A 25,286-nucleotide genomic window follows, 5' to 3' on the forward strand; every position below is an offset into this window, starting at 1 on the left:
CGATCCGCCATGACCGCCACCACCGCCCTCTCGGCGCCATCCGCGCCCGCGCGGCCCGCCGCCGGCCGCTCCCCCGCCCCTGCCGCCCGCCGCCGCGCCGCGCTGCACTGGATCGCCGTGCACACGGTCGCCATCGCCGCCGCGCTCTTCTTCATCCTGCCCTTCGTCTTCGTCTTCCTGACCTCGGTGATGAGCGATGACCAGGCGCTGAGCGGCGATCTGTGGCCCACCGAATGGAACTGGTCGAATTACGCCGATGTCTTCAACACTCCGGGCTTTCTGGACTGGTGGCGCAATTCGCTGTTGTACGCCGGGCTCGGCACCCTGTTCACGGTCTGTTCCTCCATTCCGGTGGCCTACGCCCTCGCCAAATTCCGCTTCCGCGGTCGCCGCACCGCCATGATCATGGTCATCTCCACGATGATGCTGCCGCCGCAGGTGATCGTGATCCCGATGTATCTGGTCTGGGCCCAGCAGCTTCATCTGTCGGGTTCACTGTGGCCACTGATCATTCCGATGGCGTTCGGTGACGCGTACTCCATCTTTCTGCTGCGCCAGTTCCTGCTGACGATTCCCCGGGAGTACCTGGAATCGGCGAAGGTCGACGGCAGCGGTGAACTCGGCACGCTGCTGCGCATCGTGGTCCCGATGGCCAAGCCGGGGATCGCGGCCGTCGCGCTCTTCCAGTTCTTCTACTGCTGGAACGACTACTTCGGCCCGCAGATCTACGCCGCGCAGAATCCGGGCGCCTGGACACTCAGTTACGGCCTGGAGAGCTTCAAGAGCGCGCACAGCGTCAACTGGAATCTGACGATGGCCGCGACCTTGCTCGTCATGGCCCCCGTCATCATCGTCTTCTTCTTCGCTCAAAAAGCCTTCGTCGAAGGCGTCACACTGACAGGAGTCAAGGGTTGAAGCTCGCAGTCGTGGGGGGCGGATCCACCTACACCCCCGAACTCATCGACGGATTCGCCCGGTTGCGGGACGCGCTCCCGCTGGAGGAGCTCGTCCTGATCGACCCGGCCGCCGACCGGCTGGAGCTGGTCGGCGGGCTGGCGCGCAGGATTTTCGCCAAGCAGGGCCACCCGGGCACCATCTCGTGGACCGACGACCTGGACGCGGGCGTGGACGGCGCGGACGCGGTCCTGCTGCAGCTGCGGGTCGGCGGTCAGGCCGCGCGGAATCAGGACGAGACCTGGCCGCTGGAGTGCGGCTGTGTCGGACAGGAGACCACCGGCGCGGGCGGACTGGCCAAGGCGCTGCGCACCGTCCCGGTGGTGCTGGACATCGCCGAGCGGGTGCGCCGCCGCAACCCCGACGCCTGGATCGTGGACTTCACCAACCCGGTCGGGATCGTGACCCGGGCGCTGCTCACCTCCGGGCACCGGGCGGTCGGGCTGTGCAATGTCGCCATCGGCTTCCAGCGGAAGTTCGCGAAACTGCTGGGCGTGACCCCTGGCGAGGTGACGCTGGAGCATGTGGGCCTGAACCACCTCACCTGGGAGCGCGCGGTGCGCATCGGCGGCACCGACGGCGAGGATGTGCTGCCCAAGCTGCTCGCGGAGCACGGCGAGGCGATCGCCGACGATCTGCGGATGCCGCGCACGCTGGTGGACCGGCTCGGCGTCGTCCCCTCCTACTATCTGCGCTACTTCTACCAGCACGACGCGGTGGTCAGGGAGCTGCGCAGCAAGCCCTCCCGGGCGGCGGAGGTCGCGGCGATCGAGCGGGAGCTGCTGGAGATGTACGGCGATCCGACGCTGGACGAGAAGCCCGAGCTGCTCGGCAAGCGCGGCGGGGCGTTCTACTCGGAGGCGGCGGTCGATCTGACCTCGTCCCTGCTGGGCGACACCGGTGAGGTGCGGATCGTCAATACGCTCAACGACGGCACCCTGCCCTTCCTGCCCGACGACGCGGTGATCGAGGTCCCGGCGGCCGTCAACGCACAGGGCGCGAAGCCTCTGCCCGTGCGCCCCCTCGAGCCCCTGTTCGCCGGCCTGGTCTCCAATGTCACGGCGTACGAACACCTGGCGCTGGAGGCGGCGTTGAAGGGCGGCCGGGAGCGGGTCTTCCAGGCGCTGCTGTCCCACCCTCTCATCGGCCAGATCGAATACGCCGAGAAGCTGACCGACGACCTCATCGCGCACAACCGGGAGCATCTGGCGTGGGCCTGACCCAGTCCGTATCGACCCCCTCTCCTTCCCCTTCGTCTCCTGCCTCAGCTTCCTCCGCGTCTGAGCCGGACCGGTCGGTCCTGGCGATCGACGCGGGCAACAGCAAGACCGATGTCGCGCTCGTCGGCCCGGACGGCTCCGTCCTCGGCGCGGCCCGCGGCGGCGGCTTCCGGCCGCCCGTCGTGGGCGCCGAGGCCGCGGTCGGCTCGCTCGCGCCCCTGGTGGAGGAGGCTGCGCGGCAGGCGGGCGGATCCGGTCCACCGCGCGCGGGGCATATCTCGGCATGCCTGGCCAACGCCGATCTGCCCAGCGAGGAGGAAGAGCTGACGGGCGTACTGGCCGATCGCGGCTGGGGCGCCACCGTCACGGTCGCCAACGACACCTTCGCCCTGCTGCGGGCCGGGGTCGCCGACGACGGCGAGCCGACCGGCGTCTCCGTGGTCTGCGGCGCGGGCATCAACTGCGCCGGGATCGGTCACGGCGGCCGGGTGGCCCGCTTCCCCGCCATCGGCCGGATCTCCGGCGACTGGGGCGGCGGAGGCTATCTGTCGGAGGAGGCGCTGTGGTGGGCGGCGCGTGCGGAGGACGGCCGCGGCGAGCCGACCGAGCTGGCCCGCGCCCTGCCCGCGCAGTTCGGCCTGACCACCATGTACGAGCTGATCGAGGCGCTGCATCTGGGCCGGCTGGACGGGGCCAGGCGGCATGAGCTGACGCCGGTGCTCTTCGCGGTGGCCGACGCCGGCGACGAGATCGCGCGGGCGATCGTCGACCGCCAGGCGGAGGAGGTGGTGACCATGGCCACGGTCGCCCTCGGCCGTCTCGATCTGCTGGGCGAGGAGACACCGGTGGTGCTGGGCGGCGGGGTGCTCGCGGCCCGCCATCCGCTGCTGGACGACCGGATCCGCGAACTGCTGGCGGAGCGCGCCCCGAAGGCCGAGCCGCGGGTGGTCACCGCACCGCCGGTGCTGGGCGCCGCGCTGCTGGGCCTGGACCGCACCGGCGCGCCCGAGGCGGCGTACGCCCGGCTGCGCGCGCACTACGCCCCAGCTGATGACACGGAAAGTGGAACCGAAAGTCCGTCCGAAGCGTAATGAAAAGGGGAGGGAAGATCGCGATCCGAACAAGATCCAGGCTCGACCGGTGACCTCTCCTGGCGCCGCGGTCCATACTGCTGCGACACCGACCGCGACACCAACTACGGAATCCGGGCGAAGGGGGAGGTCTTGTGTCATACCCGCCGACCACCGGCAGAGCCGCGCCGCCACCCGTGCCCGCGGGCCCGCCGCGGACCGCGTGGCGTGAGGGGCTCGACCGGGCGCGGGCGGCGGCGACGACCGAGCCCGGCCGGCTGCGCGTCATCGGGGCGGTGCTGGCCGCGCTGGTGATCGCGTTCGGCGCGGTCACGGCCTGGCAGGTCTCCGACCGGCAGACCGCGGCGGACGCCGTGGCCGAGCGCAGCCAGCCGCTGAGCGCCGACGCGGCACAGATCTACCGCTCCCTGGCCGACGCGGACACCACGGCGACCCGTGGCTTCCTGGCGGGCGGCCAGGAGCCCGCGCAGGTCCGCCAGCGGTATGTGCGGGACATCGACACCGCCTCCAAGCTGCTGGTGAGCGCCGCCGCCAATACAGGAGGCTCGGCCTCCGCCCGCGACGAGATACGGAAGATCAATCAGCTGCTGCCGGTGTACACCGGGCTGGTCGACTCCGCGCGCGCCAACAACCGCCAGGGGCTGCCGCTGGGCGGCGCCTATCTGCGCTATGCCAACGACACCATGCGCACCCGGCTGCTGCCCGCCGCGGGCAGGCTCTATCAGGCCGAGACCGCCCGTCTCGGGGATGACTACGAGGACGCCGAGGCATGGCCGTGGGTGGCGATCGGCACCGGCCTGGTCGCCCTGGGCGCGCTGGGGTGGGCCCAGCGCCGCCACTACCAGCGGACGAACCGGGTGCTCAACCACGGCATGCTCGCCGCCACGGCCGCCTCCACGGTGGTGATGCTGTGGCTGGTGGTCGGCCATGCGGTCGCCAGCACCGAGCTCAGCGACTCCAACGACCACGGGGCGAAGTCCCTCCAGGTGCTCAACGAGGCGCGGATCGACTCCCTGCGGGCCCGCGCCGACGAGAATCTGACCCTGGTGGCGCGCGGCGCGGTCGTCGTCGACGAGGACGGTGCCAACAAGGGCAAGGACGCCTACGAGGTCAGCTACGGCTCGCGGATGTCCGCGCTCGTGGGGGAGTCGTCCGGCGGCCGTCCCGCGGAGGGCAGCCTGCTGGACAAGGCGCGCGCCCTCGCGGACGACGACGCGGGCCGTGAGCCGCTGGAGAAGGCCGCCGACCGGGTCAAGGAGTGGCAGGTGCGGCACAAGGCCGCCCGCACCGCCGATGACGGGGGCGACTACAAGACGGCGCTGACCAAGGTCATCGGCGCCAAGGACAGCACCGGCGAGTCCTTCGACGCGGTGGACAGCCAGCTGGCCGAGGCCCTCGACCACGAGCAGCGGGAGTTCCAGCAGGCCGCCGACGACGGACGCGGCGCGTTCACCGCCATGGCGCTGGGCGCCGGGGTGCTGGCCGTGCTGGGAGCCGCGGGCGCGGTGCTGGGCATAGGCCGCAGACTGTCGGAGTACCGATGAGGACGATGGGGGGCGGAAGCATGCGATCGCTGCGATCGGCCGCCGCGGTGACGGTATGCGCCCTGGGCGTGGCCACGGCCATCGCGGTGCCGGCGATGATGGACGACGGCGGCCACGGCGACAGCAAGGGCGGTGCGCAGCGCCCGCAGACGATGCGGGCCGACGCCGAGGCCGAGGCCGCGACGGACAGCTGCCGCGATCCCGAGGCGAGCCTGCGCCCGTCCAGCGCCAGCGGCCCGGCCATCAAGCGGATCAAGAACCGTGAGGTCAACGGCCATAAGCTCAACAAGCTGATCGCCGGCGTCGACCAGAACAGCTACCGCTGGGGATACCGCGATCCGGCCACCGGCGACCTCACCGGCTTCGACATCGACCTGGTGCACGCCATAGCCGAGGACATATTCGGCGATCCGGACGCGGTCATCTTCCGCACCATCCCCACCAGTCAGCGCATCAAGGCCCTGCAACAGGGCAAGGTGGACGTCGTGGTGCGCACCATGACCATCAACTGCGACCGGATCAAGGACGTCGCGTTCTCCACCGCGTACTTCCAGGCCGGGCAGCAGGTGCTGGTCGCCGACGACTCGTCCATCACCGGCTACAACAAGACCCTGCGCGGCAAGAAGGTCTGCACCGCGCAGGGTTCCACCGCCGAGGCCGAGCTGGACAAGCCGGACACCGGAGCCGAGCATCTGGGCGCGATCAAGGTCAAGCCCGTTCCCAACCAGCTGGACTGTCTGGTCAGGCTGCAACTCGGCCAGGTGGACGCGGTGATCACCGACAATGCGCTGGCGGCCGGCCAGGCGGCCCAGGACCCCTCCGTCAAGCTGGTCGGCTCGCGATTCACCGATGAGCTCTACGGCGTGGCGATGAACAAGGACGACGACGACCTGGTACGCCGGGTCAACAAGGTTCTGGAGAACTACCGCCAGGGCGGTGCCGGCAGCCCCTGGATGCGGGCCTACCAGAAGTGGCTCGCCAAGGACTTCAGCACGGCACAGGAGAATCCGGCACCACCCGCCCCCGAGTACAAGGACTAGCGCCGGACCCGGACACATCGGGTACGTGCAAGGATCACGGACCGGCAAGGATTAGCACCCGCCTCACACGCGTAGGGATGACGCTGCAGACGGATCACACAACGGTTACGGACATGGAGAGGTGATCGATGGGGGTCCCGGGACCCTTCCCCAGCTTCGCGGGGGCACCCGACGGCCCGGTCATGGGCCGTGAGGAGGTGGACCGCGCGCTGGCGAAGCTCGCCGCCGAACACGAGGCGATCGAGTCCTCGCTGCTCGCCCTCCAGGACCACGCGGGCAGAAGGCTTCTCGAGGGCGCCGAGCTCACGGGCGTCACCAAGGACCGGTGGTCCACCACCGAGCAGGCCATCTCTCTCCTCTGGAGCTACTTCGACGCGTACTCCGAGGCCCTCACCCGCGCCCGTGAGCTGCGCTCCCGTCACCGCTGGCCGACGCAGGAAGAGCTGACCGAGCTCACCGAGCTGCTGTGCGGCACCGCGATCACCCTGCCCAGCAGCGCCACCCTCGGCGGATCGCCCCTGCTCAGCGAGGAGTTGAGCCTGGACCGGCTGGTCGACCGGATGAACCGCTGGTACGCGGAGGCCCTGGGCGTCATCGTCAGCGCCGACGCCGTATGGTCCGCGCTGCCCGCCCGGATCGACATGCTCTCCGCCGAGCTGCACCGCACCCGTTCGCTCGCCCACTCCGTCGGAGTGCGTCCCGGCGAGCACCCCTCGGGGGACGATCTGGAGCAGATCACCGCCGAGCTGACCGCGCTGCGCGCCGAAGTGGTCTCCGACCCGCTGGCCTTCTGGAAACCGGCCGGCGGCAGCTCCGCCCCCGGCGGCGGCAGCCCCGACACCCAGCGCTATGACCGCTCCGCCCGCGCCCTGGAGGATGTGCGACGGGAGATCGAGGCGGTCCTGGATGTGCGGCAGGACGCCGAGCGGCGGCTGATGCGGCTGCGGGATGTGCTCTCCCGCGCCGATCGCACCCTGGCGGAGGCGCGCCAGGCGCGCGGTGAGGTGCTCGCGAAGATCGCGGCGTCGGAGGTGCCGGCCGTCAGCGGCCCGCCGACCGCGCTGCACGAGCAGCTGGTCGCCGCCGCCGACTACCGCAGGCGCTCCCAGTGGCACCGGCTCTCGCCGCTGCTGGAGAGCCTGGAGCAGCGCGCCGACGACGAATTGCTGCGGGCCCGCGAGTCGTTGACCGCGGTCACCGCGCCGCTGGCGGTCCGCGCCGAGCTGCGCGGCCGTCTCGACGCGTACAAGGCGAAGGTCGCCCGCCACGGCATGGCGGAGGATCCGATGCTGGTGGAGCGGTATGACGCGGCCCGCCGGATGCTGTGGAGCGCCCCGTGTGATCTGCGGGTGGCCGAGCAGGCCGTGCTGCGCTATCAGCGGGCGGCGGCCGAGGCCCTGGTGCCACGCCAGACGGGCCCGGCCGACGAAGGTATCGAGGGAGGCACGAAATGACTGCGGCGGTCGCCGCCTGCCAGCGGCGTGACTGCGGCGGGTCCTACGAGGACGTGGGCGGAGGTGAGCTGTACTGCGATGTCTGCGGTATGGCCCCGGTCGTCTCACCGCAGGGGTTGGTGGCCTCACCGCCCACCGGGATCACCGGGCGGGGCGGACCGGTCGGGGGCTCCTCGTCCTCGGGAGGGGGCTCGTCGTCGGGCGGCGGATCCTCGTCGTCGGTCAGGGGCTCCTCCCTGCCGTCCGGCCAAGGATCCTCCCCGTTGTCCGGCCGGGACTCCTCGTCCGGCGCCTCGGGCCGATCGCGTTCGGCACGCTCCTCCTCGTCCCGGCGCTCGGTGTCCGGGCGGCTGTCCCGCTCCATGTCCGGTCGGACCTCGTCGCGTTCGGTCTCGGTGCGCAGCTCCCGCTCCTCCACCTCGGCCTCCTCCGGGCGGAACGCACTGGGCGCCGGTCTGGTCAGCGTCCCGGATGTGCCCCGTCCCGATCCGCGGACGGCGGTGCTCGCGGACCCCGAGGTCCCCGAGCGGAAGCGGTTCTGCAGCCGCGGGGACTGCGGTGCCCCGGTGGGCCGCGCCCGCGGCGAGCGGCCGGGCCGCACCGAGGGGTTCTGCACCAAATGCGGCCATCCGTACTCGTTCGTACCGAAGTTGAACCCCGGTGACATCGTCCACGGCCAGTACGAGGTCGCGGGCTGTCTGGCGCACGGCGGGCTCGGCTGGATCTATCTGGCCATCGACCGCGCGGTGTCGGACCGCTGGGTGGTCCTCAAGGGCCTGCTGGACACGGGCGACGAGGAGGCCCTGGCGGCCGCCGTCTCCGAGCGCCGCTTCCTCGCCGAGATCGAGCACTCCAACATCGTCCGGATCTACAACTTCGTCGAGCATCTCGACCAGCGCACCGGCAGCCTCGACGGCTACATCGTCATGGAGTACGTGGGCGGCAAGTCCCTCAAGGACATCGCCAACGCCCTGCGCACCACCGACGGCCGGCGCCATCCGCTGCCCGTCGAGCAGGCCTGCGCCTACGGCATCGAGGCCCTGGAGGCGCTGGGCCATCTGCACAGCCGCAATCTGCTCTACTGCGACTTCAAGGTCGACAACGCCATTCAGCAGCAGGACCAGCTCAAGCTGATCGACATGGGCGCGGTCCGGCGGATGGACGACCACGACAGCCCCATCTACGGGACGGTCGGCTACCAGGCCCCCGAGATCGCCGAGACCGGCCCGTCGGTCGCCTCCGATCTCTACACGGTGGCGCGCACCCTGGCCGTGCTCACCTTCGACTTCCAGGGCTATACGAACGTCTTCGTGGACAGCCTGCCGGACCCCGAGCACATCGAGGTCTTCCGGCGCTATGAATCCTTCTACCGGCTGCTGGTGCGGGCCACCGACCCGGACCCGGGGCGCCGCTTCGCCTCCGCGCGGGAGATGGCCGACCAGCTGACCGGGGTGCTGCGGGAGGTCGTGGCGCTGCAGACCGGGCGGCCCCGGCCGGCCCTGTCCACCCTCTTCGGACCGGAACCACGCGTCGTGGACACCGAGTTGTTCGCCGACGACGGCCAGGATCCGTCCCTGCTGGGCGCCCGGCCCATCGGCCGGGGCGCCACCGCGCCCGTCCCCGCGCAGCGGCCGCCGGGCCCGCTGGCCCTGCCGCTGCCGGCCATCGCCACGCTGGAAGGGGGAGCCACCGCGCTGGCGCTCCCGGTCCCGCTGGTGGACCCGGACGACCCCAACGCCGGATTCCTGGCCGGGCTGCTGGCCGCCGAGCCCGCCGAGATGAGCGCCGCGCTGCGGACCGCGCCCGTCGACTCGGTCGAGCTGCGGTTGCGCCGGGTCCGCGCCCAGCTCGAGCTGGGCCAGGAGCAGGACGCGGGCGTCGCGCTCACCGGTCTGGAGGCCGCGTACAGCGACGACTGGCGGATCGTCTGGTACCGGGGGCTGCACGCGCTGAGCACCGGCGACCGCGAGACGGCCGCGCTCTCCTTCGACGCCGTCTACGACGCGTTCCCCGGTGAGCCCGCGCCGAAGCTGGCGCTCGGCGTCTGCGCCGAGGTCCTGGGCCAGTTGGACAACGCCGCGGAGTACTACCGGCTGGTGTGGGCCACCGACCCGAGCTTTGTGAGCGCCGCCTTCGGCCTCGCCCGGGTCCTGCTGTGCTCCGGGGACCGGGCGGGCGCGGTGCGGGCGCTGGAATCGGTCCCGGAGTCCTCGATCCACTACACGGCGGCGCGGGTCGCCGCCGTACGGGCCCGGCTGCGCCAGCGCGCCCCGTACGACGCCCTGCTGGGCGATCTGGCGGCCTCGGCCGCCCAGGTCGAGCGGCTGGGCGAGTTCGGTCTTGACGCGGTGCGGCGCGAGCGGCTGCGTACGGAGGTCCTGGGCAGCGCCCTGGATTGGGTACTGTCCGGCAGCAGCGGGGCGCCCCCGGGACACAACCGGCCGCCTCTGCTCGGCAGCAGCCTCGACGAGCGCGGGCTGCGCTTCGGATTGGAGCGCTCGTACCGGGTACTCGCCAGACTCGCGCAGCGAGGCGAGGAGAGGATCGAACTGGTGGAGCGGGCCAACCGTTTCCGCCCCAGGACGTGGGTGTGATCGATGTCGCAGATGCCGCAGCCAGCCCAGCTGTCAGCCTGCCCGACCTGTGATGAGCCGCCGCAGGCGGGAGACAGATACTGCGATCAGTGCGGTGCCGATCTGACGGCGGCGGCCACGCCGGCGGCGCAGGCGCCCGGCGACCGGCCGGTGCCACCGCAGCTGAACGGCGCGGCGCGGTCCCCCCACCCTGAGCCGGAGCCGGACGACTACGAGCTGGCCGCCCCGGCCCCCGACGGGTACGGGCAGCCGGCCGATCCGCGGGCCGCCGGGACGCTCGGCGCGCCCGAGGCGGCGCCACCCACCGAGACCGGCACCCCCGCGGAAATCGACACGGGGACCAACGCGAGTACGCACACCAGCGCGGCGACCAGCACGGGCAGCACGGCGGGCACCGGCACCGGGGCGGACCCCCGGCTGCCCGGCGGCGAGCACCGCGCCCGGTGCGCCGCGTGCCAGGAGGGCACCATCGACCAGGACGGATACTGCGAGCGCTGCGGACACGCCCAGGCACGCGAACGCGACCATATGGAGAGCGAGTTGGAGGGCATCGCCGCGGCCACCGACCGAGGGCTGCGCCATCACCGCAATGAGGACGCGTACGCGGTGTCCACCGCCGAGCTGCCCGACGGCTCACCGATCGTGATCGCCGTGGTGTGCGACGGCGTCTCCTCGGCCACCCGCCCCGACGAAGCCTCGGCCGCCGCGGCCCATGCGGCCGGTGAGGCGCTGCGGGCCTCGCTGCCGCGCGGCGCCCACCCCCAGCAGGCCATGAACGAGGCGATCGTCGCCGCCGCCGAGGCGGTCAACTCACTGGCCGTGGAGACCGGCGCGGCCGCTGCGCACCCCGAGGGCCAGCGCCATCAGAACGCACCGGCCTGCACCATCGTCAGCGCCGTCGTCACCAGCGACATCCTCACCATCGGCTGGGTCGGCGACAGCCGCGCCTACTGGGTCCCCGACGACCGCACGGCCCCGCCCGCCCGGCTCACCGAGGACGACTCCTGGGCGGCCCAGATGGTCGCCGCGGGGCTGATGTCGGAGGCCGAGGCGTACGCGGACGAGCGCGCCCACGCCATCACCGGCTGGCTCGGGGCTGACGCGTATGAGCTGGAGCCCCACACCGCCTCATACAAACCGGACCGGCCGGGCGTCGTCGTGGTGTGCACCGACGGGCTGTGGAACTACGCCGAATCGGCGGAGCAGATGGCCCGCGCGATGCCGCCGGACGCCCGCTCCCGGCCGCTGAACAGCGCCCAGATCCTGGTCGGCCACGCCCTCGACGGCGGGGGCCACGACAACGTAACAGTGGCGGTCGTGCCGTTCCCCGCGACCCCGGGCCGGGCAGGATCCGCCTGACGGTCGCCAAGGAGCGGATGATATGGCCCATTTCTCGACGCCCGGCGCGCCGCGGTTCTCGGTCGAGGTCTATCAGAACGAGTACCTCCCCGAGGGAGGCCGCGAGGTGAACGCGATCATCACCGTCACCTCGTCCGGCGGCGGGGCCGCGGGAGGCCCGCCGATCCCCGCTCCCGCCGCCGCCCCCGAGGCGTACGACGGTGTCCCCGGCGGGTACGACGGCGTCCCCGGCGCGTACGACGGCGGGGGCGTCCCGGGCGGTGCCTCCGCCCGCGCGGCCGTGGTGATCATGGTGGACTGCTCCGGCTCGATGGACTATCCGCCGACGAAGATGCGCCACGCGCGGGAGGCGACCGCCGCCGCTATCGACACGGTGCGCGACGGCGTCTCCTTCTCCGTGGTGGCGGGCACCCATAAGGCGGTCGAGGTCTTTCCGGGCAACGGGCGGCTGGCCATCGCCGATCCGCTCACCCGCGCCCAGGCCAAGGAGGCGCTGCGGAGCCTGAGTCCGGGCGGCGGCACCGCGATCGGCACCTGGCTGCTGCTGGCCGACCTGCTGCTCGGCTCCGCCGATGCCACGATCCGGCACGGCATTCTGCTCACCGACGGCCGGAACGAGCACGAGGAGCCGCAGCGGCTGCGGGCGGTGCTCGACGCCTGCGCGGGCCGCTTCACCTGCGACGCCCGCGGGGTGGGCACGGACTGGGAGGTCGAGGAGGTCACCGGGATCGCCTCCGCCCTGCTCGGAACGGCCGATATCGTCGCCGATCCCGCCGGACTCTCCGCGGACTTCACGCGGATGATGGAGGCGGCGATGGGCAAGGAGATCGCCGACGTCAGCCTCCGGCTGTGGACTCCCAAGGGCGCCGAAGTGGCGTATGTGAAACAGGTCGCACCGACGGTCGAGGATCTGACCGCCCGCCGCGTCGAAGCCGGTCCGCGCGCGGGCGACTATCCCACCGGGTCCTGGGGCGATGAGTCCCGCGACTATCACCTGTGTGTGAGAGTTCCGGCGGCGGAGGTCGGCCAGGAGATGCTCGCGGCCAGGATTTCCCTGGTCCAGCCGCCGCCCGACGGAGCCGACAGCCCGCCGAGCCCGCTGGCACAGGGGCTGGTACGCGCGGTGTGGACGGCTGACCTGGCCGTCTCCACCGCGATGAATCCGCAGGTGGCGCACTATACGGGCCAAGCCGAACTGGCCCAGGTCATCCAACAGGGCATGAATGCCCGCAAGTCCGGCGATGCCGAACAAGCGACCGCGAAGCTGGGGCGTGCCGTACAGCTGGCGACCGCATCGGGGAACGAGGACACGGCGAAACTGCTTGCGAAGGTGGTGGACGTCCTCGATGTGGCGGCAGGTACTGTGCGACTCAAGGCGAAGGTCGCGGAGGCGGACGAGATGACACTCGAAACGCGCTCCACCAAGACAGTTCGCGTCAAGAAGTAGCACATAACCAGCACTCACGTAGCACTTCTCGGCAGAAACACCGAGAAAGCCACAAGAGGGGGATCCGACATGCCGACCTGTCCCAACGGCCACCACTCGGCGGCCGACGACTGGTGCGAGGTGTGTGGCCACCGGATGTCGGGGACACCCATGCCCTCCGGTGCCGTCTCGCCACCTCCGCCACAGCCCGCGCCGGGTGGCCACGGCATGCCCGTGCCTCCGGGTGGCTACGGGAGTCCGGGGCCGGGCGGCCCACCGCCGCCCGGCGGCGCGGGGGGCTACGGCTATCCGGCGCAGCAGCAGGAGCTGTGCCCGCAGTGCCGCACGCCGCGTGAGGCGCAGGCTCCGTTCTGCGAGGAGTGCCGGTTCAACTTCCAGACGCACACGCCTTCTCCGTACGGGCCGCCGCAGGGCGGTTACGCGCCACCGCAGCAGCCGGGGCACGGGGTGCCGCATGTCCCGCACCCCGGGCAGGGCGGCCCCGGTCCCGCCTCCGCTCCGGGGTTCGGCGGCGACAGCGACTGGACGCTTCCGCCGCCGCAGCAGGGAGGCACACCCCCGCATGGCGCACCGCAGCAGGGCGCCCCGGGCCACGGCCAGGGCGCGCCCCCGGCCGTGCCGCAGTACGGCTACGGCTACCCCCAGGCTCCGGCGCCCCCCGCCCAGCCGTACGGGAACGAGGGGTACGCCCCGCCGCCCCAGCAGCAGGGGCCGGGCCACCAGCCGCCACAGCAGCAGCACCCCGGCGCGCCGCAGCACTCGACGCCGCCCGGCGGCGCCCAGTACGGCCAGGGTGGGGCTCCGCCGTCGGCGCCCGGGAACTGGATAGCCGTGGTCGCCCCGGACCGTGAGTACTTCATGGCGATGATGAACCGCAGCGGCCCGGAGGCCGCCGGGCTGAACCTCCCGGCCTACTCCCCCGAGCAGCAACTGCCGCTCAACAGCGGCCAGATCACCATCGGCCGACGCCGCCACAGCACCGGTGAGGCCCCCGACATCGACCTCGGGCGCCCGCCCGAGGACCCGGGCGTCTCGCATCAGCACGCGCTCCTCGTCCAGCAGCCCGACGGCGTCTGGGCGGTCGTCGACCAGGACTCGACGAACGGGACGACGATCAACGGCGGCGAGGAGCCGATCCAGCCGTTCGTGCCGGTCCCGCTCCGGGACGGCGACCGCGTCCACGTCGGGGCGTGGACGACGATCACGGTGCGCCGGGGCTGAGACCGGGACGGGCGGGGTGGGACCGGACGGCTGGAAGGACTGAAGCCCTAGAAGGGCCGAAGCCGGGGCTGAAGGCCGCCGGGAGGGCCCAGCGGCCAGCCGTAGGCGCCCTCCGGGTCGTCCAGCCAGACCCATTGACGCTCGCCCCGCACCGTCACCCCGTAGCGCTCCCGCCCCGGCCTGCCCTCGTGCTCCCATAGCGCGAGGGCCTCGACCGGCTCCATATGGCCCGCGGCCACGTTCAGCAGGAAGCGGAAGGAGTCGTCCAGCAGTGGCCGGGACGGCAGACCGTGCGTGGGCGCCTGAGGCGGCGGGCCGCTGCCGCGCAGCGGGACGAAGTACGCGGGCATGGCCAGAAAATGCCCCTCCGCATGGCGGGCGTCGGCGACCCTCAGGGCGATCAGCCCGGTCGCGAGCGGCGTCAGGATCAACGCGCCCGGACGGCACTGGCCGAGCCATGCGGACGGGATGGACGCCACGGCGCAGGTGGCGATGATCCGGTCGTAGGGAGCGTGCAGCGGACAGCCGCGCGCCCCGTCGCCCGTGACGACCGCGGGGCGGAACCCGGCGGCGGCCAGATGGTTACGGGCCGCCTCGGTGATCTCCGGGTCGAGGTCGAGAGTCGTGACCTGGGTGTCGCCGAGCCGGTGGGCCAGCAGCGCGGCGTTGTAGCCGGTGCCCGCGCCGATCTCCAGCACCCGGTCCCCGTCCCGCACCTGGAGCGCCTGGAGCATCCGCGCCATGAGCGACGGCTGGCTGCTGGAGGTGATCAGCTCGCCGTCGCGCACCCGCGTGGCGAGCGGGGCGTTCGCGTACGCGCCCACCAGCCAGCGGGCCCGCCGCAGCGGGTGGGGGTCGTCGCGCCACAGCCGGGTGTAGCCGACCGTCCCGTGCGCCGCACCGGCCCGCGCTGCCCCTGCTGTCTCGCGGCCCGACGCATTTGCCGCGCCCGCTGTAGCTGGTGTGCCTGCCACACCCACCGTGCCCGCCGCACCAGGCGCACGTGCCGCCGTGCCTGCCGTACCCGCCACGCGTGCCGCGCCTGCCGCACCCACCGCACCCGCCGCACCTGCCGCACCCACCGCACCCGCCGCGCCTGCCGCACCCGGCGCACGTGCCGCATCTGACGCACCCGCCGCGCCCGCCGCACCTGCCGCACCCACCGCGTCTGCCGTACCAATCGCACCCGCCGCGCCTGGCGCACCCGCCGCATCTGCCGCGCCTGCCGCACCCGGCGCACGTGCCGCCGTGCCTGCCGCCGCCGTGCCCGCCTCCCCAGCCTCGTAGTAGTAGGGCACGAAGAGATGGCGCGGCACCTCCTCGAAGGCCGCCCGCCAGGCGGGGTCCGTGAGGCCGCCGCCCGCCACGATCTCCCGGACCAGCCCAGCTCGTACCGCCGCGGCCTCCTCGGCGCACCCATCGGCCTCCCGGCCCATACGCTTCCCCCGCGCCACACGCTCCACGGCGTCCGGCGCACTGCGTGTGCCACCGCCCGTGCTGCCCATGACTCCACTCTCCTGCGCCAGCCCTCCAGTCGCGACCCACGCCCCCTTTTCCAGCCGGGGGTGTCTGAGACCATGGAGGCGTGAATGAGATTCCGCGAGGCACACTTCAGGAGCAGACCTTCTACGAGCAGGTCGGCGGCGAGCAGACCTTCCGGCGTCTGGTCCACCGCTTCTACCAGGGGGTCGCCGAGGACCCGGTGCTCCGGCCGATGTACCCCGAGGACGACCTGGGACCGGCCGAGGAACGGCTCGTACTCTTCTTGATGCAGTACTGGGGCGGCCCCCGCACCTACAGCGACAACCGCGGCCACCCGCGGCTGCGCATGCGCCACGCCCCCTTCACCGTGAACCGCGCCGCCCATGACGCCTGGCTGCGCCATATGCGCGACGCGGTCGACGAGCTGGAGCTGGCCCCGGAGCTCGAGGGCCAGCTGTGGCAGTACCTCACGTACGCCGCCGCCTCCATGATCAACACGGAGGGCTGACCGGCGAACCCAGAGAGCTGACCCTGCGGACTCAGGCGGGTGTGACGGACAGGCCGGAGAGGCCCGACGTACGCACCGCGATGGAGCCGTACCGAGTGCGCAGCCGCAGCCAGCCGCCCGCGGCGAGCAGCGCCAGAGGCTCGGCCGTGGGGCCGGGCGCGGCCGTGGCCACACCGCCTCCGGCACCGGGGGCGGAGGCGGCCGGAGCCGCCGCCCGGACCGGGCGCAGGAAGCCCAGCGACTGGGCGGCATGCACGGCACGCAGCGGGAGCCCGGTGTCGCCGAGCGTGCGGGACCAGATCTCATGGCCGATGCGGTCACGCTCGGCGCGCGTACGGCGCTCCTCGGGGAGTTCCGCGTCGCGGGCCCGGAACTCGGCGACGGCGGCGGCGACCGCCCCGCGCACCTCGTCCACGCCCGGCAGGCCGCCCACCCGGCGCCAGCCGCCGCGCGGCGGCAGCACCCCGGCCCACGGCGGACCGGTGACGGCCTGCGGCACGGTGACCACCAGCCCCCGGTCACGGACCTCGGGGCCGTCGGCGGTCCGCCCGGCCCGCGCCGTGTCCAGCGCGTCCTCGAGCTCGCCCGCCGAGACCGTCGTATCCAGGGCGCCGGGCCCGCTCGCCGCCCCGCCGGCTCCCGCCTCCCCGGCCGGCGTGGCATCGGTGCCGATGATCGCCTCGAGCCGCGCCGTGCGGATCGCGAGGACCTCGAAGGACGGCGGCCGGCCGAAGACGGCGAGCACACCGCCGCCTGCCTGCAGCCGCACCGCCGCCGCCCGGTCGTAGTGGATCAGCCGGGCCAGGAAGGCGGCGAGATCGGCCGCCTCCCCGGCGTCGGCGAAGTGGAGCTCCTGGCCGGCGGCCGTCATACGGCGACGGCCCCCTCCGGCCGCTCGGCGCCACCGACGCCACCGACGGATCCGGCGCCACCGGCGGATCGGCCGGACTTCGCAGCCGCCTTGCCTGCGCCCTTCTTCACCGGGTCCGGCTCCAGGTACTCGGTCAGGAACTTCTCCTCTTCCGGGGAGACCCGGCGCGGACGGCTCTGGTCGAGGTCGTAGGGCACGATGCGGGTGGCGGCACGCACGTACAGCGCGTCCTCGTCCTTGATCTCGTAGCGCAGGGTGAGATACGCGGCCTTGATCTCCGTCACCCAGGTCTCGACCGTCACCGGGCTGTGCCGGTGGACGAGGGGCTTCAGATAGTCGATCTCATGCCGGGCCACGACCACGCCGCCGGTGAACGCGTCACTCCCGTTCCCCGGCGCCAGCCGCCACATGAAGTCGACCCGTGCCTCCTCCAGGTAGCGGAGGAAGGTCACGTTGTTGACGTGGCCGAACGCGTCCATGTCGGACCAGCGCAGGGGACAGGGGTAGATATGGCGTGCCATCCACTCAGCCCCGGGTGAGCTTCTTGTAGGTGGCGCGGTGCGGACGGGCCGCGTCCGGGCCGAGCCGCTCGACCTTGTTCTTCTCGTACGACTCGAAGTTGCCCTCGAACCAGAACCACTTGGACTCGCCCTCGTACGCCAGGATGTGCGTGGCGACGCGGTCGAGGAACCAGCGGTCGTGGGAGACGACCACGGCGCAGCCGGGGAAGTCGAGCAGCGCGTTCTCCAGCGAGGAGAGGGTCTCGACGTCGAGGTCGTTGGTGGGCTCGTCGAGGAGCAGCAGATTGCCGCCCTGCTTGAGGGTGAGCGCGAGGTTGAGGCGGTTGCGCTCACCGCCCGAGAGGATGCCGGCCGGCTTCTGCTGGTCCGGGCCCTTGAAGCCGAACGCGGAGACATAGGCGCGGGACGGCATCTCGACCTGGCCGACGTTGATGTAGTCGAGCTCGTCGGAGACGACCGCCCACAGCGTCTTCTTCGGGTCGATGTTGGCGCGGCTCTGGTCGACGTAGGAGATCTTGACGGTCTCGCCGACCTTGATGCTGCCCGCGTCGGCGGTCTCCAGGCCCTGGATCATCTTGAAGAGCGTCGTCTTACCGGCGCCGTTGGGGCCGATGACGCCGACGATGCCGTTGCGCGGGAGGGTGAAGGAGAGGTCGTCGATGAGGACCTTCTCGCCGAACGCCTTGGAGAGGTTCTCCACCTCGACCACGACGCCGCCCAGGCGCGGGCCCGGCGGGATCTGGATCTCCTCGAAGTCCAGCTTCCGGGTCTTCTCGGCCTCGGCGGCCATCTCCTCGTAACGGGTCAGCCGGGCCCTGGACTTGGCCTGGCGGCCCTTGGCGTTGGAGCGGACCCAGTCCAGCTCCTCCTTGAGGCGCTTGGCGCGCTTGGCGTCCTTCTGGCCCTCGACCTTCAGCCGGGCCTGCTTCTTCTCCAGGTAGGTGGAGTAGTTGCCCTCGTAGCCGATGGCGCGGCCGCGGTCGAGCTCCAGGATCCACTCGGCCACGTTGTCCAGGAAGTACCGGTCGTGGGTGATGGCCACGACGGTGCCCGCGTACTTGGCGAGGTGCTGCTCCAGCCAGTTGACGGACTCGGCGTCCAGGTGGTTGGTGGGCTCGTCCAGCAGCAGCAGGTCGGGAGCTTCCAGCAGCAGCTTGCAGAGCGCGACCCGGCGCTTCTCACCGCCGGAGAGGGTGGTGACCGGCCAGTCGCCGGGCGGGCAGCCGAGGGCGTCCATGGCCTGCTCGAGCTGGGCGTCCATGTCCCACGCGTTGGCGTGGTCCAGGTCCTCCTGGAGCTTGCCCATCTCCTCGAGCAGCGCGTCGCTGTAGTCGGTCGCCATCTGCTCGGCGATCTCGTTGAAGCGGTCGAGCTTGCCCTTGGTCTCCGCCACGCCGTCCTGGACGTTCTCCAGCACGGTCTTGGACTCGTCGAGCGGGGGCTCCTGGAGCAGGATGCCGACGCTGTAGCCGGGCGAGAGGAAGGCGTCACCATTGGACGGCTGCTCCAAGCCGGCCATGATCTTCAGCACCGTCGACTTACCGGCGCCGTTGGGGCCCACGACACCGATCTTCGCGCCGGGGTAAAAGCTCAGCGTGACGTCGTCGAGGATCACCTTGTCGCCGTGCGCCTTGCGCGTCTTGCGCATGGTGTAGATGAACTCAGCCAAGAGAAACCGTCCGGCAATCTGGTAGGTATCGAGATGCGGCTCCGCCGCGGGGTCCGTATCCGTGGCGGCTCCACCGCATGAGGGTAGATACAGCCATCTTGCCGTACGCCGAGCCCGAGGCGGAAACCCGTTTGGTCCGGCGTGCGGCGTGAGTCCGGCATTCGCGGTCCCCACGACCCCGGTATCCGCCGCCCCCATGACGCGAAGGGCCGGAACCTCTGCGAGGCTCCGGCCCTCCATCACCGCGTTTTCGATGATCACCACACTCGGTGACCTTCGTTTCACTCAGCGATCACTGCTGCCCTGGCGTCGCCGCCCAGGCGTTTCACTGGCCCGCGGGCGCCTTCTTCTTGCGGACGAAGAAGACCGCGCCGCCACCGACGACGACCAGCGCCACGGCGATGCCCGCGATCATCGGGGTGTTGCTGCTGCTACCGGTCTCGGCGAGATCGCCACCGGAGGTGTCACCGCCGGTGCTGCCACCGGCCGACGCGGGGCTCGGCTGCGAGGAGGGGGTGTCGCTGCCGCCACCGCTGCTGGCGGTCTTGCAGTCGAGAACGCCGGAGAAGGTCTTCTCGAAGCCGTTCGGACCGGTGATGCTGAACTTGTAGCTCTGGTCCTCCTTCACCGGGGCGGTGACGGTCTTCGACTGGCCCGCCTCGACGGTGTACTTCTGGCCCAGCAGCTCGAAGGTGAACGCCTCGTCGCCCTTGTTGCTGGCCGTGATGTCCACGCCGCCCTTGGCGCAGTCCTTCTCGGCGGAGACCGCCGGGACCGCGCCCTTCTTCGCCCAGTTCGCGGTGGCGGTGGCGGAGACGGTGCTCTCGCTGGACCCGGCCAGGATCTGCGTCTGGCTCTTGGTGGCGCTGGCGAACGCGCGGCCCACCGGAACCTTGGTGGCGGCCTGGGCGGTCAGCGTGGCGGAGCCGTCCGCCGCGCCCTCCGGGACGTCGAAGTACACCTCGCCGCCGTCGGCGGCGCTGGTGAGGGTCTTGCCGCTCTTGTCGACAAGCTTGACGCCACTGCCCCCGCCCTCGGTGCCCGGGGTCAGGGTGACGCTGTCGGCGTTGGTGTGGACCTTGACCGGGCCGAGGCGCTCACCGGCCTTGCCGGAGACGGCCGGCGGGTCCAGGCTCAGCGACGCCTTGGGCTCCCCCAGGTTCTGCGCGCTCTTCTCGAGGTAGTCGGCCAGCTTCTCGGCCTGCGGGTCGATCGCGTCGACCTTCGCGTTGTCCGAGAAACGCCAGATGGCGACCTGCGTACCCGCGGCGGCGGTCTTCTCGGTGAGGGCACCGGTGCCGGCCGTCTTCGCCAGCGCGCCGAGGTCGTTCACCTGGGGGTAGGAGTTCTGCAGAACCCAGTTGATCTTGCCCGCGTTGGGGTTGTTCGCCAGCGACGTCTCGGCCCAGGACTTCTCCTCGTACTTCGCCTTGCTCTGCGTCGGGTTGTGCAGATCAATGCAGTACGTCTGGATGGAGCCGCCGTTGTCGACCGACATCTCGAAGAGGCCGGCGCCGACCTGCTGGTCCTTGCCGTTCTCGTGGATCACGGCCTTGTCGAACGTCTTGAGACCGCCCAGCGTGGCGGTGGCGCCGCCCTGGCTCGGGGGCGCGTCATCGGCGGCGGCGGTGCCGGCGGTGACTATCGCACCCGCCGCGACCAGGCCGGACGCCAAAACGGCGGCCGCAAGGCGGGCAGCGCCCCGCCTCTTTACAGAAATCATGGTTTCCCCTCCGGGCGAGCGCCAGTCTGTTGGTGCGCCTCGCCAGCGAACTCAAAACTCAGGAACCCCCGTTGGGCACGCAGGGATCCTAGGGAGAAAAGAACCGCACGCTCCCCAGCAATACCTAGACCCAACCGATCCGAATCGGAATCGTTATCTAATCCCCAGATCACTTATGACCTGGGATTATCGACAAATCTCCCGTGATCGCCGTCACTCACGGGGAAGTTGCCCCGGTCGGTGCGTTTAGAAGCGGTTTAGCCTGTGAAACACGGCGAAAAGCGGATGTACCCCGCGTAAGATCATGTCCGACCGCCATCGCGTCGATCTCCGCGGTGACCCAGCGCCTGGGCTGATTCGGCCCGCCGCCGGAATCCACGGCCGGCACCGGGCCCGCTGCCGCGCCTCCCCCTTCTCCCTGAAGCGGCCGATCCCTCTCTCGCTCCCGGTCCCATTCGCGCTCCCGCACCCGCAACGTCCCATGGACAACGAGGGGTTCACCGAGCGATACCGACCCGGCGACATTCGCGGCGAGCGTGCGCCACGTCCAGACCGTATAGAAACTCGTGTACGCGTCCGCCCACGCGTCCCGCCCCCGGTCCCACCGGCGCACCGTCACCGCCAACCGGAACCGGGCCACCGCGACACCCGCCGCCGTCTCCCAGAAGTCCGGCCGCGTCGCGGCATTGCCCACCACGGTCACCCAGCTCTCATTCACCGGCTACGCCTCCCCCATCAATTCCCGGCTCTGCCGTGCTGTTCGTGAACCATGCTGCCCGGGATCGCGAAGCCCCGCCGGGCCCTGTGCACGACCCCGCGGTTGTGGACAACTCGGTCACCCGCCCGGGTGACCGACCGTCACGCGCCGCCCGCCGCGATGACGTACTGCGCCCGTACCTCCCCGTACCGCGCCAGCTCCGCCTCCACCGGCTCCAGCACCCGCCTGGCCCCGCACTCGGCCGCCGCCTCCCGCAACCGGCCCTCCACCGACCGGCCATGGCGCCGGGCGGGCCCCCGCGCCGCCACCCGGGAGCCCCACGCCAGCGCCGGGCCGACCGCCGCACCGCCCACCAGCAGCGCCGGCATCCACCACTCGGGCCCACCGAACACCCCGGCGGTGGCTCCCAGCAGCCATAGCACCGCCATCACTTGCACCACCAGCAAGGTCACCTGAGCCGCCGCCACCATCGACCACCACACCGGCCGGATCGGCTGCCGGTCCACCGCCGCGGCCGCCACCGCCTCGTCGACCGCCTCCGCCAGTCCTCTGCCGCCCCACCCCGCCGCCTCCCGTACGGCCTGCGCCCAGGGGCCGGGCAGCCCGGCCGTCGCCTGGTCCCCGAGCGTCCGTACGGCCTCCTCCGCCGCGGGGCGCGCCGTGACCGCCTCCACCGCGACCGTGCGCGCCCGCGCGCCCGGGATCTCCATCCGCTCCGCGGCTCCGGGGGTTCGCGAGGCCCGGGAGCCCCCCGAGGTGCGGGTCTTCCTCCCCCGCACCCGCCCCCACGGCGTTCCGCACCGCCACTCCGCGTCCCTCAGCCAGGCGCGCTCCGCCGCCTGTCCGGCCGCGGCCGCGCCCGCCGCCTCGGCAAGCCGGTCCTCGAACTCCGCCCGCGCCCGCTCGGTGAGCCCGATCGGCCCGTTGTCCGCCACATATTGCGGGCGCAGCCGCGTCATGGTGCCGTCCACGTCCGCCGACAGCCGGCGCTCGGCCGCCCCGCATTCGGCCGTGAGCCGCCCGAGCGTCTCCCGCAGCTCTCCGACGCCCTCACCGGTCAGCGCGGACAGCGCCAGCACGGCCGCCCCCGGCTCCCCGTGCTCCCCGAGGGCGAGCCCGTCCTCGTCCAGCAGCCGCCGCAGATCGTCCAGCACCTGGTCCGCGGCCTCGCCCGGCAGCCGGTCCACCTGGTTGAGCACGACGAAGGTCACCTCGGCATAACCGGCGAGCGGCCGCAGATAGCGCTCATGGAGGACCGCGTCCGCGTACTTCTCGGGGTCCACCACCCACACCACCGCGTCGACGAGACCCAGCAGCCGGTCCACCCGCTCCCGGTGGCCCGGGGCGGCCGAGTCGTGGTCGGGCAGGTCGAGGAGGACGAGACCGCGCAGCGCGGGGTCGTACGGATAGCCCGGGTTGCGCCGGTCCACCGCCGGGATGCCGAGCCGGTCCAGCAGGCCGTCGGCGTGGTCGGTCCACGCACAGGCGAGGGGCGTGGCGGTGGTCGGACGGCGGATCCCGGCCTCGGAAAGGGGGGCTCCGGCGAGGGCGTTGAAAAGTGTCGACTTACCGCTTCCAGTGGCCCCGGCGACGGCGACCACGGTGTGCCCGTAAGGATGCCGTCCCCGCGCGTCCGCCTCGTCGAGCACCCGCGCGGCCCCGGCGAGCGTGCGCCCCTCAAGCCGGGACCGGGACAGCCCGACCAGCTGGCGCAGGGCCTCGAGACGGGGCCGCAGGGTGCCCGTGGCGAAGCTGCGGACGCCCGCCTGGTACACGGCGTAGGGAGGGCCGCCGAAGGACCGCCGGGCGGCCTCCTCCCCCGGGAAGTAGCCGGCCGTGGCGTGGGAAACGCCCGTCGCGGCCTCCTGCGGCCTCCCCTCGTCCACCGCACGGGCCGGACGGGCCCCGGCACGTCCTCCGGTCCAGCGGCTCGCACGCCGGGCGATCAGGCCGTCGTCCCATGTGTGGCGGCCCCCCGCCGCCCGGTCTCCCCCGCCGCCCTCGTTGCCGCCGTTGCCCTCCGTGGCCGTCACCTTCGGTCACCTCTCCTTCTGCAGTACGGACAGCGCGGCGATCAGCTCGACCTGGTGCTCCGGGGACATGTCCAGGGCGTCCAGCGGGGCCAGCCTGCCGTCGCGCTCCGCCCGCATGGCGCGCGAGACACAGCTGTCGAGCAGCCGTCCGCCGCGGTCGCCCAGACGCAGCGCCGCATGCGCGCCCAGGGTCTCGGCGAGCTTCTCGCCCGCCTTACGGGCGCGGCGTCCGCCCAGCAGGGACGCGGCGAGCAGGGCGGCGATCTCCTCGGGCGCGCAACTGCCCCCGTATTCGGCGATCCGGGCCCGGGCCTCCTCCTCGGCCAGTTCCTCGGCACAGCGCCGCCAGTGCCGTACGGCCACGCCGATCCGCTCGGCGGCGCCGGGCGCGTCGCACGGAGCGAGCCCGGCCCGCGCGACCGGGTCCTGCCTCCCGGCCTCCGCGACCCGCTCGTCCGCGGTGGCGGCCGCGCCGCGCAGCAGGGTGGCCAGGGAGTCGGTGAGAGCCGTAAGGAGCTCATCGGGGGTGCTGTCATGCGGCAGGCCCTGCCAGTGGGTGAGCGCACCGCCCGCGAGCGCCGCGCCCTGCGCGATCTCGCGCCGCACCCGCTCCGCCGCCTCCCCGTACGCGCCCTCGACCCGCTGGACCAGCCGCACGGCGGCCGCGTGCTGCGCCGCCGCGGCTCCGGCCAGCGCGGGCATCCGGGAGCTCAGCGACGCGAGCGTCCCGGCGGCCGTACGGGCGGCGGCGACGGTACGGGCGTACGGATCCTGTGCGTGCTGGGTGAGCCAGGACCGCAGGGCGGCGACGGCGGTGGACGGCAGCAGCCCGCTGCCGCCGCCCGCGGATTCGGGGAGCTCGGGGATGGTGAAGCGCGGGACATCGCCGAGCCCGGCCGCCGTAAGGAGCGCGGCGTACTGCCGGGAGACCTCGGCGGCCACCTGGTGCGGCACCCGGTCCAGGACGGTGACGAGGGTGACGTCGTACTCCTTCGCGGTCCGCAGCAGATGCCAGGGGACGGCGTCGCCGTAGCGGGTGGCCGTGGTGACGAGCACCCAGATGTCCGCGGCGCAGATCAATTCCGCGGCCAGATCGCGATTCCGCGCGACCAGCGAATCGATGTCGGGCGCGTCGAGCAGCGCGAGCCCCCGCGCCAGCCCCGGGTCGGTCTCCACCCGCAGCGCCGCCGGCCCCTCCTGCGCCCGCCCCTCCTCGTCGTACGCGCTCTCCGCCCGCTCCCCCTGCGCCGGCACCCACACCCGGGTGAGCCGCGGCAGCACCCGCTGCCCGGCGAACCAGGGGTGATCGTCGGGATGGCACACCAGCACCGGCGTACGCGTCGTGGGCCGCAACACACCGGCCTCGGTGACCCGTCGGCCGACCAGCGAATTGACGAGGGTGGACTTGCCCGCCCCCGTCGATCCCCCGATTACCGCCAGCAGGGGCGCTTCGGGGGCGCGCAACCGGGGCACGAGGTAGTCGTCCAGTTGAGCGAGCAGCTCGGCTCGGCTGCGGCGAGCGCGGTCGGCGCCGGGAAGGGGGAGCGGAAACCGAGCGGCGTCGACACGGTCACGCAGTGAGGTCAGCGCGTCGAGCAGCCGGGGCCGTACATCCAAGATCGCCACGTGGTGAAGAATGCACGCTTTTGGTGCCTTTTTGAAGCGTATGGTCACTCGTGCGCGTCAAAGAGACCCACCCGGATCACCCTAAAAGGGGCATGAGGCGGACGTGACGACAGGGGCGCGGGCATAACGAGTAGACAACACCCGTTCCCTGAGGCGCGAAAAACGATGCAAGTTTCAGACCTGCCTGCGATTATCAGACCGCTTCACTGAA

General features: G+C 72.2%; 19 protein-coding genes and 1 pseudogene. 11 read left to right on the forward strand and 9 right to left on the reverse strand.

Annotation, left to right across the window (positions count from 1 at the left end; genetic code table 11):
- Window positions 1–9: 9 nt before the first annotated feature.
- From CGL27_RS18190 to CGL27_RS18235, 10 genes are all read left to right on the forward strand, one after another.
- Window positions 10–915, forward strand: coding sequence for a carbohydrate ABC transporter permease (locus CGL27_RS18190; protein ID WP_078641455.1), 906 nt, complete (start codon window positions 10–12; stop codon window positions 913–915).
- Window positions 912–2,174, forward strand: a complete 1,263-nt coding sequence (locus CGL27_RS18195) for a 6-phospho-beta-glucosidase (protein ID WP_119988452.1) — start codon at window positions 912–914, stop codon at window positions 2,172–2,174. The genes CGL27_RS18190 and CGL27_RS18195 overlap by 4 nt, the downstream gene beginning before the upstream one ends.
- 80 nt (window positions 2,175–2,254) lie before the next feature.
- Window positions 2,255–3,265: a BadF/BadG/BcrA/BcrD ATPase family protein gene (locus CGL27_RS18200; RefSeq protein WP_119994442.1), complete on the forward strand. Its 1,011-nt coding sequence runs from the start codon at window positions 2,255–2,257 to the stop codon at window positions 3,263–3,265.
- A gap of 134 nt (window positions 3,266–3,399) precedes the next feature.
- Entirely contained in the window at window positions 3,400–4,809 is a 1,410-nt protein-coding gene (locus CGL27_RS18205) for a hypothetical protein (RefSeq protein ID WP_119988455.1), read from the forward strand.
- 20 nt (window positions 4,810–4,829) lie between these two features.
- Window positions 4,830–5,849 carry a glutamate ABC transporter substrate-binding protein gene (locus CGL27_RS18210; RefSeq protein WP_240450544.1) on the forward strand — a complete coding sequence of 340 codons (1,020 nt, stop codon included), beginning with the start codon at window positions 4,830–4,832 and terminating at the stop codon, window positions 5,847–5,849.
- 128 nt (window positions 5,850–5,977) lie between these two features.
- Window positions 5,978–7,303: a hypothetical protein gene (locus tag CGL27_RS18215; protein ID WP_078641459.1), complete on the forward strand. Its 1,326-nt coding sequence runs from the start codon at window positions 5,978–5,980 to the stop codon at window positions 7,301–7,303.
- Complete coding sequence (locus tag CGL27_RS18220; protein WP_119988461.1) at window positions 7,300–9,897, forward strand: serine/threonine-protein kinase; 2,598 nt, start codon at window positions 7,300–7,302, stop codon at window positions 9,895–9,897. The genes CGL27_RS18215 and CGL27_RS18220 overlap by 4 nt, the downstream gene beginning before the upstream one ends.
- 3 nt (window positions 9,898–9,900) lie before the next feature.
- Window positions 9,901–11,256, forward strand: a complete 1,356-nt coding sequence (locus tag CGL27_RS18225; RefSeq protein WP_119988464.1) for a PP2C family serine/threonine-protein phosphatase — start codon at window positions 9,901–9,903, stop codon at window positions 11,254–11,256.
- 22 nt (window positions 11,257–11,278) lie between these two features.
- The gene (locus CGL27_RS18230; protein ID WP_119988467.1) at window positions 11,279–12,703 is read left to right on the forward strand and encodes a VWA domain-containing protein; all 1,425 of its coding nucleotides are present in this window, start codon (window positions 11,279–11,281) and stop codon (window positions 12,701–12,703) included.
- A gap of 69 nt (window positions 12,704–12,772) precedes the next feature.
- Window positions 12,773–13,924 carry an FHA domain-containing protein gene (locus CGL27_RS18235; RefSeq protein ID WP_119988470.1) on the forward strand — a complete coding sequence of 384 codons (1,152 nt, stop codon included), beginning with the start codon at window positions 12,773–12,775 and terminating at the stop codon, window positions 13,922–13,924.
- Between the two features lie 47 nt (window positions 13,925–13,971).
- On the opposite strand, the gene CGL27_RS18240 is transcribed toward CGL27_RS18235, so the two are convergent.
- Both CGL27_RS18240 and CGL27_RS18245 read right to left on the reverse strand, forming a co-directional pair.
- Window positions 13,972–14,955 carry a methyltransferase domain-containing protein gene (locus tag CGL27_RS18240; RefSeq protein ID WP_119994443.1) on the reverse strand — a complete coding sequence of 328 codons (984 nt, stop codon included), beginning with the start codon at window positions 14,953–14,955 and terminating at the stop codon, window positions 13,972–13,974.
- Between the two features lie 252 nt (window positions 14,956–15,207).
- Window positions 15,208–15,360, reverse strand: a pseudogene (locus tag CGL27_RS18245) (methyltransferase); the annotation flags it as partial.
- A gap of 149 nt (window positions 15,361–15,509) precedes the next feature.
- On the opposite strand from CGL27_RS18245, the gene CGL27_RS18250 reads away from it, so the two are divergent.
- Window positions 15,510–15,914: a globin gene (locus CGL27_RS18250; RefSeq protein WP_078641464.1), complete on the forward strand. Its 405-nt coding sequence runs from the start codon at window positions 15,510–15,512 to the stop codon at window positions 15,912–15,914.
- A gap of 31 nt (window positions 15,915–15,945) precedes the next feature.
- Here the strand turns inward: CGL27_RS18250 and CGL27_RS18255 are convergent, their stop codons facing one another.
- From CGL27_RS18255 to CGL27_RS18285, 7 genes are all read right to left on the reverse strand, one after another.
- Window positions 15,946–16,785 carry a hypothetical protein gene (locus CGL27_RS18255; RefSeq protein ID WP_119988472.1) on the reverse strand — a complete coding sequence of 280 codons (840 nt, stop codon included), beginning with the start codon at window positions 16,783–16,785 and terminating at the stop codon, window positions 15,946–15,948.
- Window positions 16,782–17,306, reverse strand: coding sequence for a thioesterase family protein (locus CGL27_RS18260; RefSeq protein WP_078641466.1), 525 nt, complete (start codon window positions 17,304–17,306; stop codon window positions 16,782–16,784). Before CGL27_RS18260 ends, CGL27_RS18255 begins: the two co-directional genes overlap by 4 nt.
- A gap of 4 nt (window positions 17,307–17,310) precedes the next feature.
- Entirely contained in the window at window positions 17,311–18,975 is a 1,665-nt protein-coding gene (ettA, locus tag CGL27_RS18265) for an energy-dependent translational throttle protein EttA (protein ID WP_078647424.1), read from the reverse strand.
- Between the two features lie 325 nt (window positions 18,976–19,300).
- Entirely contained in the window at window positions 19,301–20,698 is a 1,398-nt protein-coding gene (locus CGL27_RS18270; RefSeq protein WP_119988475.1) for an LAETG motif-containing sortase-dependent surface protein, read from the reverse strand.
- Between the two features lie 217 nt (window positions 20,699–20,915).
- Window positions 20,916–21,416: a single-stranded DNA-binding protein gene (locus CGL27_RS18275; protein WP_119988478.1), complete on the reverse strand. Its 501-nt coding sequence runs from the start codon at window positions 21,414–21,416 to the stop codon at window positions 20,916–20,918.
- Window positions 21,417–21,556: 140 nt separating this feature from the next.
- Window positions 21,557–23,449: a GTPase gene (locus CGL27_RS18280; RefSeq protein WP_119988481.1), complete on the reverse strand. Its 1,893-nt coding sequence runs from the start codon at window positions 23,447–23,449 to the stop codon at window positions 21,557–21,559.
- A 6-nt stretch (window positions 23,450–23,455) separates the two neighbouring features.
- On the reverse strand, window positions 23,456–25,066 hold the full coding sequence (locus CGL27_RS18285) for a dynamin family protein (protein WP_119994444.1): 1,611 nt from the start codon (window positions 25,064–25,066) through the stop codon (window positions 23,456–23,458).
- Window positions 25,067–25,286 lie beyond the last annotated feature (220 nt).

It is taken from the genome of Streptomyces sp. 11-1-2 (assembly GCF_003595545.1).
In the GTDB taxonomy this organism is placed as follows: Bacteria; Actinomycetota; Actinomycetes; order Streptomycetales; family Streptomycetaceae; genus Streptomyces; species Streptomyces hygroscopicus_B.